Source organism: Candidatus Bathyarchaeia archaeon, from assembly GCA_035935655.1.
GTDB lineage: Archaea > Thermoproteota > Bathyarchaeia > 40CM-2-53-6 > 40CM-2-53-6 > 40CM-2-53-6.
The window spans coordinates 211,541-228,391 of the sequence record DASYWW010000037.1 but is presented as its reverse complement, the minus strand read 5'-3'; the positions used below and the strand labels follow the sequence as shown (position 1 = coordinate 228,391).

The following is a 16,851-nucleotide window of genomic DNA, read 5'->3' as shown; positions in this document are numbered from 1 at the left end:
CTGATGGGCGATACCAACTGCCCATGAATAGGGCCGTCCAGCGGCACAGGATTCTACGACAGGTTGATTGAAACATTCTTGGTTCGCGTGTAGAATTCTAACGATCGCATCCCGTTCTCGTGGCCTATCCCGCTGTCCTTGTAGCCCCCAAATGGCGTCTGTGGAAAAGTCACCAAGTACTCGTTCACCGCCAGCCCACCGACTTGCAGACGAGCCGCGAGCTCATGAGCTACTTTCAGATTGCTGGTCCAAACTCCCCCGTAGAGTCCATAGTCGGTTTCATTCGCCATAGCGACTACCTGCTCGAGAGTCTTGAACTTCGTAATGCTGAGGACAGGTCCAAAGATCTCGTCGCAGCCAATCTTCATCTTCCCATTGACATTCTCGAAAATAGTCGGTTCGAAGAAATTTCCCTTCTGCAATCTCGGATCGGTAGGTATCTTTCCTCCGCAGAGTAGGCTAGCTCCCTCTTCGAGACCATCCTTGACAAATCCTAGAATCGCGGCTTGGCGAGCCTTGGAAGCCAAGGGGCCCATCTCGCTGGTCTCATCAATGCCAGGCCCAACTTTTATCGCTCGGGTCTTAGACACGAGCTCCTTCACGAAGCTGTCGTATACACTCTCGTGAACGAACGCCCTCGATCCCGCCCAGCACATCTGTCCAGCGTTGGTAAAAATTCCCTCTTTCACGCTCCTCCCTGCCTTCGCCAAGTCTGCATCAGGGAAAACAATGTGAGGGTTCTTCCCACCCAGTTCGAGAAGAACTCTAGTAACATTTTTCGCCGCGGATTCCATCACTTGCTTTCCGGTCTCAGCAGATCCTGTGAAAACTATTCCGTCCACTCGCGGGTCAGACACAAGCGCTCCGCCGACTTCGGCGCCAGACCCGGTCACGATATTGACTACTCCCTTCGGAATCCCGGCCTTGAGCGCTAGGTCTCCAAGCATGATCGCTGTGAGCGGCGTGATTTCAGACGGCTTCACAACAGCGGTATTTCCGGCTGCTATAGCCGGTGCCAGACTTCTCGCAGCCAAAGCAATGGGATAGTTCCAAGGAACAATATGGACGGTTACGCCTAACGGTTCTCGGAGAGTATAATTCAAACGTCTCGGAGGAACCGGTATGGTCTCTCCTTCAACCTTGTCTGCCAATCCGGCCCAGTACTCGAATGCCCTTGCCGCCCATGCAACATCACCCTTTGACTCTCGAAGAGTCTTCCCCTCGCTCAGAGTCTCCAGCCTTGCCAGCTGCTCCGAATTCTCGCGAACGAGGCCTGTGAGTTTCGCAAGCAGGCGGCCTCTCTTGCTGGGATCGATGTCGACCCAGCCTGTCGATTCGAGCGCTGTCTTGGCAATCTCGACTGCGGCCTTCGCGTCCTCGTTCGTGGCTCGCGGAACTTCGGCAACAACCTCGTTATTCGATGGATCAAGAACTGACGAGACAGCCCCGTTTGAGCTGTCCTTCCATTCTCCGCCAATCAGCATCTTGTATTTCTGAATCTGAACTGTCAAGACTGTCCTCCAAACTTGATGATGCTATAAAAGAGGGTTTCCTCAAGCGGGAATTGATTCCGTCTTCATCACACGAGCCATATCGATCAACAGTTCGACCCTTCGGTCAAGATCAGGATACCTACTGAGCAAACCCTTCGCCTTGTTACCAACAAACAATCCAGCCCCCGGGCCAGGCGAGCCGGTATGAAACGCCGAGTGAACCCTCAACAGGGCGGATGCCAAAGCTAATGGTTTCCGTGTGTACATCACCGATGCTTGATCGGCCAAAAGTTCTCGTTCTCTGTGGACCGCCGCCTCGGCAAGATGGAGGACTGGGTCAAAAGCAAACGCCAATTTGGCCAACCTAGCTAGTCCCTTCTCCCTAGAATCGTTGTTCTTCAAGTGTGAAAGTTCGTGAGCGATAACGGCCTCAACCTCTGCTGAGGACATCGACCCTGCTAGCATTGGGGATACAGCTACGATCTTTCGGCTTTTGTTGTCCAAGGAAAAGGCGTTTCCAACCGTGGCTTCTCTGAGGTCAACTCCTTTGATGTTCATTTTTCTGCAAAGTTCCGAACATGTCTCGCTGAGGCTGGAGCCTGAGAACGTCCCCGCAATCATGCCTTCCAGCATTCTAGGGAATGCGAATCTTCGCGCAATGAGGGAGAGCAAAGATGCAATTCCGAAGGATGCGAGCAGCGAGCTTCCGAGTACGAGCTCTATGACTCGTTGTGGTTGCCACTCGTACATGTTGAGGAAAAGGGTGCACACGACAAGGCTAGTTCCAAGAAACGACCAAAGGAAAATGGAGGAAGATAGGATCGGGTAGAGCATCTTGGATCTTTTCGAAGGATCGCCGGTGTTTGATCGGTAAGCAATGTAGCAGAGCGCTTGGACGACGCCTACAGTTGCTACGATTCCCAGAGTCGTTATTGAAAGAAAGTAAACGGAGTAGAGCTCAAGGATTATCGTTGCCCAGACTCCCTTCGAATTCTTTCTTCGAGCCTTTTTAGGTCCTCTTTCGGGATCTCTTCCATGTAGTCATGCAAAGTGGAGATTATGCTGGGTCCGAAGGCAGTCAGTAGTCGATCAACAAATCCTTTCACAACTCGGCCTTTGACTCTGTCTTCTGAGTGAAGGCGATAGACGTACCGGGAGCCTCCCCTGCCAATGGCCTCGTCTCGAGCCAAGATCCCTTTCTTGTAGAGGCGATCTAGTGTAGTACTGATTGTCGTGTAGGCGAGCCCGCGCGAGGATTCGAGCTCTTGGGCCACTTGACGGGCAGAAGCGTTTCCTAGCCGTACAACTGTCCCAAGGACAGCGGCCTCTAGATCGCCAAGCTCCAACGTTAATGTGCATGTAGCCCAGCTCTAATATCTAACTTTCTATTCCGGTCGGAACTACCACAAAACAGGCGTTAGTGACACGCGAACCTAGGCTGTGAGCGCAAAGACGGACTCTTAATGGTGCCGGGGGAGAGTGAGAAATTTCAGTCTCCGGGGGAAGAGTGGGTTCTAAAGGGCTTCCAGTACCCACACTTTCAGTCTCCCGATTCAAGACATTCTAAACGGAGTATTCCGATTTTCAGAATAGTCCCGAGAGGGTCATCGTGAGATCGAGGAAACCCATTGCACTTCTCATTCTCGTAATGTCAATGGTGCTTATTCCCCTCTCTATCCAGAACGTCCATGCGGTAGGATGTCAATCAGGATTCTGCGACTTGTACGCTCAAACAAATGTTCCCAACGCAGACGGATCGATATGGGTCCAAGAGGACAATAACACCGCCTTGAGATTTATTCTCCCTCACCTATTCTCGTTTCCGAACGGGACATACCACTCCCTCGAAGTTCTCAATCTCACAATTCAGGCATCATCCGGCGCCAGATACATCTGGAAGCAATGGGAAGTCTACAGCAACCAGTGGACCCCAACAGCTCTGATGAAAACCCCCCTTATGATAAACAACTACACTGGATCAGGCTCTTTCACAGCCAAGTTCGACAAACAATTTCAGTACACCCTGACCTTTAACGATGCCGCAGGCCAGCCATTGACTCCGGCACCGACCTCATTGGTCTTGACAAGCGGAGCAGCCGCGATTACAACATCGACATATTCAGGCCAGTGGCTTTCTGCTGCCTCATGGACGGTCACTTCGGCAACCTGGGAGAGCTACCAGCCAGCCGTGCTCACCAATGCGGTTATCGATCTCACCTCAGCTCCCGCGACTGTCGCGGTCACCATCAGCGCGTATCCTGCATCGGTCAAGGTGGTCGACAAGTCAAACAGCCCTCTTCCAGGAGCGTCTGTGACCGCCACTTTCGCGAATACTACAACTAGAACGTTCACGACTGATAGTCAGGGAACAGTTCAGCTCGGGCACATTCCACTAGGACCCTACTCAGTTCGCGTCTCTTACCAGGGGCAGGATCAAGGAACAAGGTGGTCCGAAGATGCCTCTGTTTCCTCAGTGAGCACCGTAACCCTGAATGTTGGAGGCGCAGCCTCGGCTCCCGTTGTCTCCGCAATTGTGCTATTGACTATTTTCGGGGTGGCCTTCTTCCTGGTTCTCCTTGCGATCAAATTGCGGAGTCCACGACCTCAACCACCAAACATCTAGAATTCTGCGTCACTGAGCTCTACTCTCTCTTACGTCTCGGGAGTAGGTCGCGATTCGAACCGGCTTGATCACTGTTTCTGCTTGTCAGAATGACAACACTTATACTAGTAGAGAATAAGCGAATTCATGCGTCGAGTCGGCATGGAGGGGCGAAACCCTAGGCAAACTCCTTCTCCCGAGGACCTCGATGACATTTCCACTCTTATCAATCTACTTGAGCTGAGTGCAAGCCTCAGAAACGTAAATCGTTTTGAGAGCGAACTGGAGTAACATCCCCGCGCCTTAGGGACATTTTTCTCTTCGTCAGTTCTCGGAAGAATCCCTCGGTGGTCGACCCGTCGATGCTCGGTCACTCGTTGCTAGGTGGATAGGTTACAATCCCCATTCATACGGCGCAACAGCCCTGACGGAAAATAGACGCTATCAACGGTAAGTTTCCTCAGGTGAACTTAGAACTGGATGGTTCCTCTCCCTTCAAAGGATTCTACAACCTCATAGGAGGAAGTCTGCCCGATTCTTCATCGGTGTTGATTACCGGTGACCCGGGAAGTGGGAAGACGACCCTTGCGCAACAGATCCTCTACGAGGAGCTTCAAAGGTCGAGACCCTGCATTATTGTCACTTACGACACATTCCCTTCGAACATTCTGGAGAGAATGAGCCAGTTCGGGTGGGACCCTCGGAAGTATCAATTGCTGAACAAGCTCAGCATCGTCGATTGTTATTCTGCTACAGCTGGAGTGACCGAGGGGGTCGTTCCACAACCATTTGACCTTACCAACGTGAGCATCCACTTGACTTCGGTCATGGAGAAGATGGGAAACCATCAGGTTACGATCATCGTGGACTCGCTGATGCCAATCTTTAGCGAAACAGAGCCAAAGCATGCTGTTAGTTTCCTCCAGAGCATCGCCGCAAAAGTCAAGAAAGTCGGCGGAAAAATGATAGCCACGCTGTCAACAGGGAGCGTCCAGCCCGAACTCTTCCACAAGGTAGAGAGTCTCGTCGATGGCGTTGTCGAACTGCGAATGGTCGAAGAGCATCAGATGCTAAGGCGATATCTGCTAGTCAGGAAAATGGACCGTCGTCAGATAATGCCCCGACTTGTTCGGTTCGATATCATAAGCGGCATAGGGATTCAGCTCCAACTCCCGAGGTTCGGGTTTCTCCGAAAGAAGCCTAGCATGGGCACAATGATTGGAAGCTAGATCCAAAGAAACCGTTTTGTTCACAACAGATCATTCTTCGCCATGTCAGGACTGTCCCCATTCTCGGAATCCTGAGAACCGAATATTATCGAGTCTTCCAATTTGCTCTCTACGTGAAAGACCACAGAGCTGTCTCGCAGGCAAGCCCATATCTATTTATTCCCCGAACGGCTATCTTAGAGCGGAAGCTGCATGGCCGAGCAAAACTCGCCAGAATATCCTCCTGCCTTAGACCTCGAAAGGGAATTGACGAGAAAGGAGAGACAGATCGAATATCTCCAGACGGAGCTCCGCAGATACCACAACCTCATGGAGGAACTAAAACAAGGCATGCGCCCTATTGGAACGATCGAAGAAGTCAAGGGAGACATGGCCCTTGTCCGATTATCGGGCGGCCAAGCATTCCAGGTCAGCATTCCACCTGAAATAAGAGAAAAAGTGTCGACTGATGTCGACGCGGTCCTATCTCCCACGAAAGGTGTCATTGTAGACGTAATTGAACGGCTGCGTGAGCGTTCGCTCTTAGAATACCAAGTGGAAAAATCGCCCAAGGTCTTCTACGAAGACGTTGTTGGCTTAGAAAAAGAGCTGCACAGCCTGAGGCAAGCGGTCGAGTGGATACTTGACCCCCAGGTCCGAGCTCGACGCGAGCAGATTATCCGCGATCCAAGGATGCTGGAAGAGGCCGGATCCATCCTCCTGTTCGGTCCGCCTGGAACAGGGAAGACCTACATGGCAAAGGCAGTAGCTGGAACGATCGGTCAGAGAGGCCAAGAGACCAGCTTCCTCAAGATAGAGAGCTACGAAATAGTATCAAAGTGGCTCGGAGAGTCCGCGAAAAACGTCAAGGAAGTATTCAAGCTCGCTCGCGAATCGGCCCCAACGGTTCTCTTCATCGATGAGGCCGATGCTATTGGGCGAGCGAGGATGGAGGCTACCACGGACGCGGGACGAGATGTTCAGGGAATGCTCAATCAGATTCTTACCGAGCTTGGAGAAGGCTTCCACGTCAACAGAAACGTGTCCGTAATATTTGCGACGAACTATCCGAGTGTCATAGACACCGCTCTCCTTGATAGGATCAAACGAATTATCTATGTTCCACCGCCAAGATCGATGGAGGAAGTCAAGAGGTTGCTGGACTTTTACTGCTCCAAAGTCGAACTGGATCCTGGTATCTCGAACTATCATGGAGGATTGACTGACGAGGCCTTTGAAGGTGTATGGCGGACCATCAGATCAAGAAAGCAGTTGTATGAAGCATCCATTCCCGAACGCGGGATTACGGTTCGAGAACAGTATGTTGTGACGCCTCGTGACCTGAAGAACGTTGTACAAGAGGCGGCAAGCGAGGCATCCTTCGCAGGTGAGCGCTGGGTGACGATGGACAGGATGCTTCCATTGTTCAAGAACCTCGCCTCGGATGAATCGAACCGAGGATCTCGTATAGTTAGCTAGATCAACCTCTCGACTTATTACCGATTGGAAGAGCAGAGGACGTCATGTCCTCTAGGTTCGGTGAGGATCCTTTTGCGATCCGGGAGCTGGAGGAAACGATCGGCCGACTTGAACGATTTCTTGCGACTCATCTGGAAGAGGCAGAAGCAAGACTCCTCGTTGTGGGAATGTCTGGCGGTCTGGATTCTAGTGTTGCTGCGGCGTTGTGTGCTCGCGCTGTCGGGGGCCAGCGGGTTTTGGGTGTGTGCCTGCCTGAGAAGGAGACGAGGAATGATCGAGCGCTCGAGGACGCTAGATTGGTCGCATCGAAATATCGGATACGCCTCAAGATAATCGACGTAACTCCAATTGTTGAAACCTCTCGAACTACTCTCGGCGCTGAGAAGGCGCGGGGAATTCCTTGGGGCAACGTCAAGGCGCGCCTCCGTGCAATGGTCTTGTACCATTTTGCAAACGCAGGGCGTGGTCTTGTCGTAGGAACTGGGGACAAGAGCGAGGTCATGCTAGGCTACTTTACCAAGTTTGGCGATGGAGCCTGCGACATCATGCCGTTAGCGGATCTCTACAAGACGTCCGTCCGTAACTTGGCAAAACATCTGGGGATACCAGAAAGGATCCGTGTGAAAGCCTCCAGCCCTGAGCTTTGGCCTGGTCAGACAGCGGAGAAAGAGTTGGGTCTCAGCTATGAGAAGTTGGATAGGATTCTCTGGGGCCTCGAGAGATGGATGATGCCAGAAGAGATAGCAGGGGAAACAGGCTTGAGGCTAGCACTGGTCAAGAAAGTTCGTGAACGGTGGTTGAAGTCGGAACACAAGAGACGCCCCCCTATGGTATTGAAGCTGGGCTATAGGACTGCAGGGAATGATCTCCGTTTACCTCGCTAGAGAAGCCTGGAAGAATCTGTTCCGCAACAAGAGGTAAATGCGACGGGGAAGGATTCTTTATTCAAGCCAATAGAACAAGTTGTCACGGGATCCTTTTGCAACCTTCAGGCTCAACTCTAGGCCTGGTTTCAGCCGCTCCTTGTTTACGTTGGGACTGATTGGGGCGAATGCTCGCAGCCCGTTGGTGAGTTCAGCAAGTCCCAGTAGGTACGGTGTTTCCGGCTGAAACGCTGGCGGTGCGAAGAAAACCTCGGTGAAAGTGATCAGGTTAGCCTTCCCGTCCAGCACAACCCACTCTATCGCGCTGTGGCGGCAGTCTAGGCAGTCGGCTCGTGGTGGAAAGTATCTTCTTCCGCACTTTTTGCATTTTGTCGCTACAATCTGCCCTTTCTCCAGGTAGGATAATAGTTGATTGATCTTGGTCTGGGAGACATAACCGACTCTACCAAACTTTTCAAAACCCAATTTACTGGTCCACGCTTTTCTTGAGAATCCACTCAGTCTTGCCGCGTTCCCAGTGACGGGTCCACTCTTCTACTGCGTCTTGACCGGATCCAAATCTTTCATGAACGGCAATGGCGGCGTCAAGCTTCTCTTGTTTCCGAGCTAGTTCGAAACCGACAACCCGGGAAAATCGTTTCACATCACCAAAGCGCGATATCCTAAGGTCAAAGACCCTCTTTTTTGAATTAAACAACTTGTTCTTGTACACACTAGGTCGTGGCTTACCTTTGTATACGAATGTTGCCTTGAGACCAAGGCACTCCCTCAGAATTGTCTTGGTATAGCTCAGTAGGCGAATGCTTGTAGATGTTGCGACAACAACTTGAACAAAGAACCAAGGTTTGCCTCGTCTTTTTGTTGTTGTCACGGCGGGGCATCCATCGCTATCTGCCAAACCTCTTACAAAGCCAGACGGATACTCTCGCACGTACCGATCCAGGCCAAGGAGGCCTCGCGCGAGAAACTTGCAGAAAGACACGTTTGCGACAATTGTCTCGTAGTTGTCTCGATCCTCGACATGCCTCACAGAATATGGTCCCTTTCCAAGAATCTGAGCGCATGTTGAAGAAAACTTATTCGCGAATTCTTTGTCTTTGACACTTAGTCGCAGAGAAAAACGATTTCTCCACCGGGAAATCGAACCGTCTCCCATGTAGACACCGATTACATACGACAATTGATCAGAGGATGTTGGTCTGAAGAGTTCGTAACGGGTCCAAGGTCTTCGACCATCTACGAGCCATCCTCTAATAGTCGCGTCAGGCATTCCCGTCTCGTTCGAGATTTCCGTAACAGAGCGACCCTTTTGTGCAAGGTGTACGGCTTCACTATACGCTCTAATCCTTCTGTCCAAACTATGAGAGGGAGTCAACTCTTGAAAGCCCGCTTGCAACTTTAGTTTCGCACTCGCTTTTCGTCAAAGAGCAACGAGAATGTACTCATGATCGCAGTATTGTAACAGAGCAGTACATTCCTATTCCGCCGATGTTCTGAGCTAACCCTATTTTCGCGCCGTCGACTTGAGTTGAGCCGGCTTCACCTCTGAGGTGTTTAGTCAGGGCGAAGAGTTGGGAGGCGCCTGTTGCGCCGACGGGATGGCCTTTCGAGATGAGGCCTCCATCAATGTTTACGGGTATTCTTCCTCCTAGCTCAGTTTCCTCTTTCTGCAGGAGTCTGCCTCCTGTTCCGGGTTTCGCAAAGCCTAGGTCTTCATAGTTCAGAATCTCGGTGATCGAGAACGAGTCGTGCACCTCGGCAACATCAATGTCCCTTGGTCCTATTCGCGCCATCTGGTAGGCCGCCTTTGCCGCGTTCTTTGTAACCTCGAAACTTGTCATCGGACCCTTGCGTCCTGCCAGAGACATGGGGCTGGAGGCAAGGCCTAAGCCGGCAACCCATACGGGTCTGTCGGTTAGCTTCCTTGCTTTCTCTGCGTTTGCGATAATGAGGCATGCTGCGCCGTCGGCGTTCGCGCAGCAATCGAAGAGTTTCAGCGGTGTCGATACGGGTCGAGACTTGAGGACTTCTTCTGCGGTTACGGGTTTTTGAAACATAGCGTTTGGATTTTTTGATCCGTACTTCCGATTCTTCACTGTAACGAGAGCCATCTGCTCCTCCGTAGTCCCATACTTCGCCATATGGGCGGTTGCGTACATTGCGTAGTATGCAGGCATCGTTGTCCCGAAGGGCGATTCCCACATGACATCTCCCGCTCTGCCCATGAGTTCTTGGATCTCTTCCGAGGAGAGTTCAGTCATCTTCTGGACCCCTACGACCGCGATTACATCGTGGAGCTTTGATGAGACAAGAGCCCAGGCGGTCCGGAGGCCAACTGCGCTCGACGCGCAAGCCGCTTCGACATTGAAGGTAGGTTGAGGGTTAAGTCCCAAGTATTCTGCCACAACGCCCGCTGGTGATCGTTGCTTATCATAGTGAGTCGCGGAGCAGACTACTGAACCGTCTATTCTCGAAGAATCCATGTCGGCGTCGTCAAGAGCGGAGCTGTAAGCTTCGAAGGCAAGCTCTCTAAGTGAGGCGTCGCTCCTTTTTCCGAACTTTGAGTGGCCGACTCCGACGATTCCAATACGGCTCGTAAATTCCGACGCTCCTAGGCTAGAATTCTAGCACTTCATTAGAAGAACGTTTTCTGATGACCCTTCAACCAAACAGATCGGGCTCGAGGGCCTGCTTCTACTAGGCCTCTTTTGATTCTGCGTAGAGGAAAGTTATGCCGCCCGAGGCTATCTTGATGCCGTGGCGTCCTGATTCGCGTCCCGCTGGACTATCCAACGCTTTCTTCAGGGTGTCCATTGTTTCGAACTCGAGCTCGACGACTTGGTAATAGGCAGGTTCTCCTCGGGGTGCCCCGACGATCTTGTGAACCGTGTATTTTTTCAGACCGGGCATTGCCTTCGCCATTGGAATATGGTCTTTCCAGTATTGTTCATCGAACAGCTTCGGGTCCTTGGGCTGTCCGAACAAGACAATGATCTTTGTCACCTTTTTCTCTATCTCCTAGAAGCTTGTGGCAATTGTTTCGTTCTTCCTAACCTGAACTATCTCGCCCTCAACTCCCAGCTCCGGTATCGCGGGTACTTTGATTCCCATCGCTTCGATCTCGCCCCGTTTCTTTTCGATTGCTTCTCTCCAGAACTTAACCTTCTCTTCGAGAGTAAGCACGCCGAGTCCCGCGTCCCTGGCCGCTTCCTCCATCTCTTGGTCGACCTTGTCGAAGTCTGCAGGAAGGTGCCAGAATTCGGGTTTGTGTTGATAGAGGAGCGGTGAGAGAAAGATGAAGCCCTGTTTCATCTGGCGCGTTATCGTCATCTTCTGCTCCAGAGTGAATTTCTCGGCCATGGCTCGGAGCAAGGCCATAGTGGCCACGAGGTGCCGCGTCTCGTCTCGTGTAATGTTGCGGAATGTTTGCTGGTAGATTCCAAGTTTGCTCGTCTGGCGCATCGCGTTGAAGATTGTTTCTGCGCCTATTTCCGCGAAAAAGAATCCTGCAAACAGGATTTCAGGAGGAAGGTATTCCCATGCCTTTAGGAACCCTTCCCAGTATCGCTTGCCATCGTCATAGAGGGCTGTGATGTTTCGCAGGGCCCTTGCCTCGAAATCGGATTGGGGCTTATACCCATACGGCCAGTTGGGGCAGAGCTTGTCGCATGCTCTCCGGCAAACCTCATCATGGCGGCATTCATCGTATGTGATAGAGGCGAGCATCTTCTTCGTCGGATCCTCCATGTTGAGCTCTGCAGCTCTTACCGCGCCGAAGCCGAATGCTCCGATCCCGGATTTCTCGAAGAGGGCGAGCTTCGACATCCAATAAGCTTGGGCTATTCGCTCCTTCGAGTCGAAATTTTTCTGGTCTAGCTCATCCCACGCAAAAGTGGCCGGGTTCCAGTTCTGGGCGAAGGAGAGGTCAAAGGCCTTGAACATCTGGTCGTTCGTAACAGTCCAGTTTCCGGGGAAGATGTTGAGATCAATCTTCGGCCGTTTGTTCTTGTCCTTGCCCGGCACGGTCGTTCAACTCTCCCGATGGAAGAGATTGTTACTTAAACGTGAAACCCTGAGAAGTCTCTCTTTGTCTCATTTTCCTGAGAATTTAGGTGGGCGTTTTTCCAAAAAGGATTTGACCGCTTCAATATGGTCGCTAGTCTTTCCGGCGATGTCCTGATTGTAGGCCTCGTACTCGAGAACTTCGGGAAGTTCGAGGCTTGCGGCTCTATTGACGATTCGCTTCGACAATCCAATTGCTTTGGTCGGGCCGGTTGCAAGCCGATGGGCAAGCTCGTCGGTGTGCTTATCGAGGTCTGCGGCCGGAACGACCTTGTGGATGAGGCCGAGCTGTTCCGCTTCTTTCGCGGGTATTGTTCTTCCCGTCATGATCAGTTCAAGAGCTCTTCCTGGGCCGATCATTCGTGTAAGGAAGTAGCTACTTCCAGAATCTGGTACTAGGCCCATTCCAATGAATGCCTGTTTGAGACCTGCTTCCTCAGAGGCTATTCGGATATCGCACGCAAGAGCTATGCTTGCTCCGCTTCCGGCAGCGATGCCGTTCAAGCGGGCGATAATCGGCTTTTCGATACTTCGAATGCGAGTGATGATCGGATGATATTTTTTCCTCAGATGATCCCCAAGTGAAGGATGTTCTCCTGCCCCGTAGCGCTCTTTCAAACTGGATACGTCTTCGCCTGCTGAGAAGGCTCTTCCGGCGCCTGTTATGAGGAGGCATCGGACTGTCTCGTTCTTCTCTGCCTCTTTGAGAGTTGTGAGTAGTTCTTCTCCCATCTTGTCGTTTATCGCGTTGAGAGCGCTCGGCCTGTTGAACGTAATCTTTCTGATGTGATCGTGCTCTTTGACGATGAGTGTTTCAGGGGTCAAGAATCATCGTCCCTTGAAGTTTGGGGGTCTTTTTTCCGTGAACGCCTTCATGCCCTCTTTCATGTCCTCCGTCGAGAAGAGGAGATAGAAGTTCTTTCTCTCAAACTGAAGTCCTTCTTCAAGTGGCGAATCGAATGCTTTCAGAACTGCTTCCTTGGCCAAGCGGGTGGCGATGGGGGCTTTTTGTGCGATCTGCATCGCCAGCTTTCGCGCTTCATCGAAGTAAGCTTCTACCGGCACGATTCTGTTGACGAGTCCGTGCTTTTCCATCTCCTTCGCGGTCACGGGTTGTCCGGTCAGAACCATCTCCATTGCCCTATACTTCCCAATGGTTCTAGTAAGACGCTGGGTCCCGCCTGCTCCGGGCATTATTCCAATGTTGATTTCAGGTTGGGCGAATCGAGCAGTCTCGGATGCAATGATGATGTCGCAGTTCATCGCTAGTTCGCACCCGCCTCCGTAGATGTAGCCACTCACTGCTCCGATGATCGGCTTTGCAATCTTTTTCAGACGATCCCAAAGAGCGAACTTGTTCTGGTCGATCAGCGTCACAGGGGTCGCCTCAGCTAGTTCTTTGATATCGGCTCCTGCGGAAAATGCGTCGTCTCCCCCGGTCAGGACCGTCGCCCTAATCTTCTCGTCTTTGTCGAAGGATTCGAGCGCTTCGACTGTTTCTCGGATGAGTTCGAAGTTGAGGGCGTTGAGAGCTTTTGGACGGTTCAGCCGGACAATTCCGATAGGTGGCTCAGTCTCAACAAGTATGTGCGTGTAGGGCAATCGAAATCAGTGGTTCGTAAGGTTCTGTTCTGTATAAAGGGTTAGGATTTCTTGTCAGAGTTTTGTCCGGAGGTACTCGTAGTATCCGCCCTTGCTCGCCTTCTTTCTCGAAGGATCGCCGATGTACCCTTGTTCGACCATCTCTCTCAGAATCCTAGGTGGCATCCATCGACTCTCATTCGTCGACTTGTAGAGTGATTCAAGGTTGCGGAGCCTAGTATCTAGTCCGACGAAGTCGGCTAGTTCGAAGGGGCCCATTGGATGGTTGTAGCCAAGTCTCATGCACGAGTCGATATCCGAAAGACTCGCGACACCATCTTCTAGCAGTTTGGAAGCCTCAATGTAGAGGGTGAGTCCTAGCCGGTTGGCGATGAAACCTGGCTCGTCTTGAGCGAGGATGGGGGTCTTGCCGATCTCGCGGACAACTTGGGATGCCTTCTCAACTGTTTCAGGTGACGTAGACGGTCCTCGGATGATCTCGACGAGTTTTGTGAGCTGGGCTGGATTGAAGAAGTGCATTCCAACCGTTCTATCTTTCCTCGAGATCTTTTGAGTAATTTTATCGAGACTGAGGGTTGAGGTGTTTGACGCTATGATCGCAGTTAGTGGAGCAGCGGATTCAATCTTCTGAAAGAGATTCTGTTTGAGTTGAAGGTCCTCGAAGGCCGCTTCGATCACAAGGGTCGAGTTCATGCAGGCGTCTTCAAGCCTGGGTGTTGTCTTGACGCTTGCCAGGGTCTTCTTCGCTTGCTCTGGGGTCAGTTTTCCTTTTGAAACGGCCGCATGCACTCCGTAGGGTCCGTCTGCGATTTCGTCGAGCCCTGTCTTCAGTGCTTGTTGATCTTCATCAGCAGCTTCTACCTCATGGCCATGTTGGGCGAATACTTGGGCTATTTGTCGTCCCATCATTCCGAATCCGATAATTGCGACCTTCGTTCTTGATCGACCTAGGCTTTGCCCTTCCTCTTTCGGTCTTTTAGGGTCCTTAGACGTTCAGCTCGTCGCTGTTTTCCTTCTCTCCACCGTCGTTTCTCTTCTGGTGTTTCAGGGAGGACGTCCGGGATTTCTACGGGGCGCCCGTTTTCATCAATGGCAACGTAGGTGAGGTAGGATGATCCGGTGTGTGTAATTCTACCGGTCTTGAGATCCTCTGCTTCTATCCGGACTCCAACCTCCATCGAGGTTGTCCCAGCATAATTGACTGAGGCCTTGAGGCTGAGAAGGTTGCCGACATAGACTGGATGGTAGAAGTCCATGCGGTCGATACTCGCTGTGACCACAACTGATCGCGCGTGCCTGAGAGCCGTGACCCCGGCTGCCTCATCGACCAGCTTGAGTATTGTACCGCCGTGGACGTTTCCCATAGGGTTCGCATCTACAGGCATCATCTGACTTGAGAGAATGGTCTTGGAACTGCTCACCGGCTTAGACGGCCTACTCATTATGCGTCGGTTCACGAAGTGATCTAGACAGACTTTAGCTTTCCCAGAAGGTTCTGTTAACTCTTCGTTGGTTGAGTTAGCTTCGGGACATCGACTCCGGGGATTACCGTAGGCGTCGGGTTCCCCTTCACTGCTTCAACTGCTCCGCCTTGCGCCTCATTGATGGGAGGCCGGGAACGTGCGAACCTCACCCGTCCCCGCCGAGACAAGTTTATCGCTGCTACCATGTCCCGGTCCATTACTGTTCGACAATTGCTGCACCAGAGCTTGCGTTCTAGTCGCTTGTCTGATTGGAGTCTCTCCCCGCATCTCGGACAAGTAATACTGGAGCCTCTGGTCCCACGCCTAGACAAACGGACAACCGGTAGGCCTACCCATCGTGCCTTGTACTCGATCTGTCGCTGAGCCTCGCCGAAACCCCATCCGTTCATTCTACCCCTATACTTTCTGCCCTGACCGTTACCCTTACGATAGAGGGATCGGATGCCTTCGATGTTCTCGAGAACTATTGCTGTTTTCCGCCGGACTCCCTCTGCGACAATTGTCTTTGTCGTGTTGTGGAGTAGGTGAAGGGTTCTAGAGGTTCTTCGCCGTCCATACTTAGACGCTATCACCGTTCTTACTCTAGCATCGTCTCGTCTGAAGGAGGCTACTATGCGTGCCGTGGTACTTGCTATGCGCATCGCCTCTGAGAGATCGTATCGATGGGCATGCTGGTCGTTTCCAACCGTGAGATTACGAAGATTACGATCCACACCTATCGTGGAGGCGCATTCTATCATGGGAGGGTCGCGGGCGATGCAAAGGCAGAGCCTGGTACGGGTGAGAGTGAAGGAACGAACTTCGACATCTGGATGGGATATGATTTGAAGGGTATGCTTGGTCAGCGGGATTGCAAATCGTCGTCCCCTGGCAACCGGAATCTCCAGTAGACTGTTTCTAATCTTGAATCCGTAGCAGGAGACAAGGTGTTGCCTGACGGCGTACGGGGTCCTGTTGACGTAGCCTCTCCGGATAGACTTCTTCCTGGAGGCTAGTATTCCTGCTGCGCGTGATATGGCGCAGAGCTTGTAATAGCTGGGAGAGTTGTACTGGGCTAGCTGGTTGTAGGAGAGGAGTGAGAGCTTTCTCAGCGCCGACACGTCATTAGCCATACCTATCCACAGGGACTCGTTAACCATCCTCCTGAACAACTCCAGCAAACGCAGAGCATCGCCTGCTGGAGCATAGTGTTGCCAGACAGACTTGACAGCCAACAACGCCGAAGGAGAGAAGCTTAACCTGGCTAATACGTTAGAGAGATATCCGACGCTAATTTTACAGAGTTTCGCAAGACCAGACCTATTTTGGCTAGACAGTTTCGCGAACGAGAATTGAAGATCGTAGTAGGAAGCGACGAGAAGACGCCTCTAACAGACTTTGTCATCGAGGAGTTGAAGAGGAGAGGTCACACGGTCGCCTGCCTTGGCCCACTGAAAGGAGAGGCAATGGGCTGGCCTGATGTTGGAGAGCAAGTTGGACTAGAGGTAAGCCACGGGAGAGCGGACCAAGGCGTTCTCTTCTGTTGGACCGGAACTGGGGTTACGATTGCTGCCAACAAGGTCCCAGGAGTCCGAGCAGCTCTGTGCTGGGACGCGGAAACCGCGAAGGGCGCTCGCATGTGGGACGATGCCAACGTGTTGGCGATGAGCCTCAGAAGCACATCGACCGCTGTCTCAAAGCAGATACTTGACTCATGGTTTGCGAACAGTGCTGTTACTATCGGAATTGACGCTGAGCTAATAGCGCGCGCGAAGGCATTAGACGCGAAGCATCTTCTCAACCAAGAAATAGATCCGAATGGTGGGGCCGGTGGGATTTGAACCCACGACATCCGCCGAGTCCCTCGTCTACGGGTATCTTCACGCGCTCCTGAATTTCCTCATCCCTCAATTTTTGGGTCGGTCTATCCTTTTGCAATAGATTCTGGAGCCCGTCGTCGTCCCTTTCTAGGACCCGGAACGGGTCTGGCTAGACTACGGCCCCATAGAGCCCTTGTACTGAAAAGCTCCCTGGGCTACCCCACCGAGCGTGTTCTCA

The 16,851-nt window shown here is 52.1% G+C and carries 17 protein-coding genes, 1 tRNA gene and 1 pseudogene; 5 read left to right on the top strand and 14 right to left on the bottom strand.

Translation table 11 applies throughout. The features are described 5' to 3' along the window. Positions 1-53 precede the first annotated feature (53 nt). From VGS11_06505 to VGS11_06495, 3 genes are all read right to left on the bottom strand, one after another. Positions 54-1,511, bottom strand: a complete 1,458-nt coding sequence (locus VGS11_06505; protein ID HEV2119737.1) for an aldehyde dehydrogenase family protein — start codon at positions 1,509-1,511, stop codon at positions 54-56. A 42-nt stretch (positions 1,512-1,553) separates the two neighbouring features. Further along, on the bottom strand, positions 1,554-2,327 hold the full coding sequence (locus tag VGS11_06500) for a M48 family metalloprotease (GenBank protein ID HEV2119736.1): 774 nt from the start codon (positions 2,325-2,327) through the stop codon (positions 1,554-1,556). 131 nt (positions 2,328-2,458) lie between these two features. After that, positions 2,459-2,839: a BlaI/MecI/CopY family transcriptional regulator gene (locus VGS11_06495; protein HEV2119735.1), complete on the bottom strand. Its 381-nt coding sequence runs from the start codon at positions 2,837-2,839 to the stop codon at positions 2,459-2,461. A gap of 263 nt (positions 2,840-3,102) precedes the next feature. Here VGS11_06495 and VGS11_06490 point away from each other — a divergent pair, with 263 nt between their 5' ends. The 4 genes from VGS11_06490 to VGS11_06475 all read left to right on the top strand — a co-directional run bounded on the left by VGS11_06490 (position 3,103) and on the right by VGS11_06475 (position 7,666). Then, positions 3,103-4,116: a carboxypeptidase-like regulatory domain-containing protein gene (locus tag VGS11_06490; protein HEV2119734.1), complete on the top strand. Its 1,014-nt coding sequence runs from the start codon at positions 3,103-3,105 to the stop codon at positions 4,114-4,116. A 443-nt stretch (positions 4,117-4,559) separates the two neighbouring features. Then, positions 4,560-5,324, top strand: a complete 765-nt coding sequence (locus tag VGS11_06485) for an RAD55 family ATPase (protein HEV2119733.1) — start codon at positions 4,560-4,562, stop codon at positions 5,322-5,324. A 192-nt stretch (positions 5,325-5,516) separates the two neighbouring features. Next, positions 5,517-6,782 (top strand): AAA family ATPase, encoded by a 1,266-nt coding sequence (locus VGS11_06480; protein ID HEV2119732.1) that lies wholly within the window; start codon positions 5,517-5,519, stop codon positions 6,780-6,782. Between the two features lie 44 nt (positions 6,783-6,826). After that, positions 6,827-7,666 carry an NAD+ synthase gene (locus tag VGS11_06475; GenBank protein ID HEV2119731.1) on the top strand — a complete coding sequence of 280 codons (840 nt, stop codon included), beginning with the start codon at positions 6,827-6,829 and terminating at the stop codon, positions 7,664-7,666. A gap of 57 nt (positions 7,667-7,723) precedes the next feature. On the opposite strand, the gene VGS11_06470 is transcribed toward VGS11_06475, so the two are convergent. The 10 genes from VGS11_06470 to VGS11_06425 all read right to left on the bottom strand — a co-directional run bounded on the left by VGS11_06470 (position 7,724) and on the right by VGS11_06425 (position 16,028). Then, entirely contained in the window at positions 7,724-8,131 is a 408-nt protein-coding gene (locus VGS11_06470) for a Zn-ribbon domain-containing OB-fold protein (protein HEV2119730.1), read from the bottom strand. A 1-nt stretch (position 8,132) separates the two neighbouring features. After that, positions 8,133-8,936: an LAGLIDADG family homing endonuclease gene (locus VGS11_06465; GenBank protein ID HEV2119729.1), complete on the bottom strand. Its 804-nt coding sequence runs from the start codon at positions 8,934-8,936 to the stop codon at positions 8,133-8,135. A gap of 172 nt (positions 8,937-9,108) precedes the next feature. Then, complete coding sequence (locus tag VGS11_06460) at positions 9,109-10,248, bottom strand: thiolase domain-containing protein (GenBank protein HEV2119728.1); 1,140 nt, start codon at positions 10,246-10,248, stop codon at positions 9,109-9,111. 115 nt (positions 10,249-10,363) lie between these two features. Next, positions 10,364-10,669: an EthD family reductase gene (locus VGS11_06455; protein HEV2119727.1), complete on the bottom strand. Its 306-nt coding sequence runs from the start codon at positions 10,667-10,669 to the stop codon at positions 10,364-10,366. A 15-nt stretch (positions 10,670-10,684) separates the two neighbouring features. Further along, the gene (locus VGS11_06450; GenBank protein ID HEV2119726.1) at positions 10,685-11,689 is read right to left on the bottom strand and encodes a hypothetical protein; all 1,005 of its coding nucleotides are present in this window, start codon (positions 11,687-11,689) and stop codon (positions 10,685-10,687) included. A gap of 69 nt (positions 11,690-11,758) precedes the next feature. Next, entirely contained in the window at positions 11,759-12,553 is a 795-nt protein-coding gene (locus VGS11_06445; GenBank protein HEV2119725.1) for an enoyl-CoA hydratase-related protein, read from the bottom strand. 3 nt (positions 12,554-12,556) lie between these two features. Further along, positions 12,557-13,330, bottom strand: a complete 774-nt coding sequence (locus VGS11_06440; protein HEV2119724.1) for an enoyl-CoA hydratase-related protein — start codon at positions 13,328-13,330, stop codon at positions 12,557-12,559. Positions 13,331-13,384: 54 nt separating this feature from the next. Next, entirely contained in the window at positions 13,385-14,251 is an 867-nt protein-coding gene (locus VGS11_06435) for a 3-hydroxyacyl-CoA dehydrogenase family protein (protein HEV2119723.1), read from the bottom strand. Positions 14,252-14,277: 26 nt separating this feature from the next. Further along, positions 14,278-14,772, bottom strand: coding sequence for an acyl-CoA thioesterase (locus tag VGS11_06430; GenBank protein ID HEV2119722.1), 495 nt, complete (start codon positions 14,770-14,772; stop codon positions 14,278-14,280). 56 nt (positions 14,773-14,828) lie between these two features. Beyond that, complete coding sequence (locus tag VGS11_06425; protein HEV2119721.1) at positions 14,829-16,028, bottom strand: transposase; 1,200 nt, start codon at positions 16,026-16,028, stop codon at positions 14,829-14,831. 90 nt (positions 16,029-16,118) lie between these two features. Between VGS11_06425 and VGS11_06420 the strand changes: the two are divergent. After that, positions 16,119-16,511, top strand: a pseudogene (locus tag VGS11_06420) (RpiB/LacA/LacB family sugar-phosphate isomerase). 101 nt (positions 16,512-16,612) lie between these two features. Here VGS11_06420 and VGS11_06415 read toward each other — a convergent pair. Then, positions 16,613-16,797, bottom strand: a tRNA-Trp gene (locus tag VGS11_06415). Between the last annotated feature and the right edge of the window lie 54 nt (positions 16,798-16,851).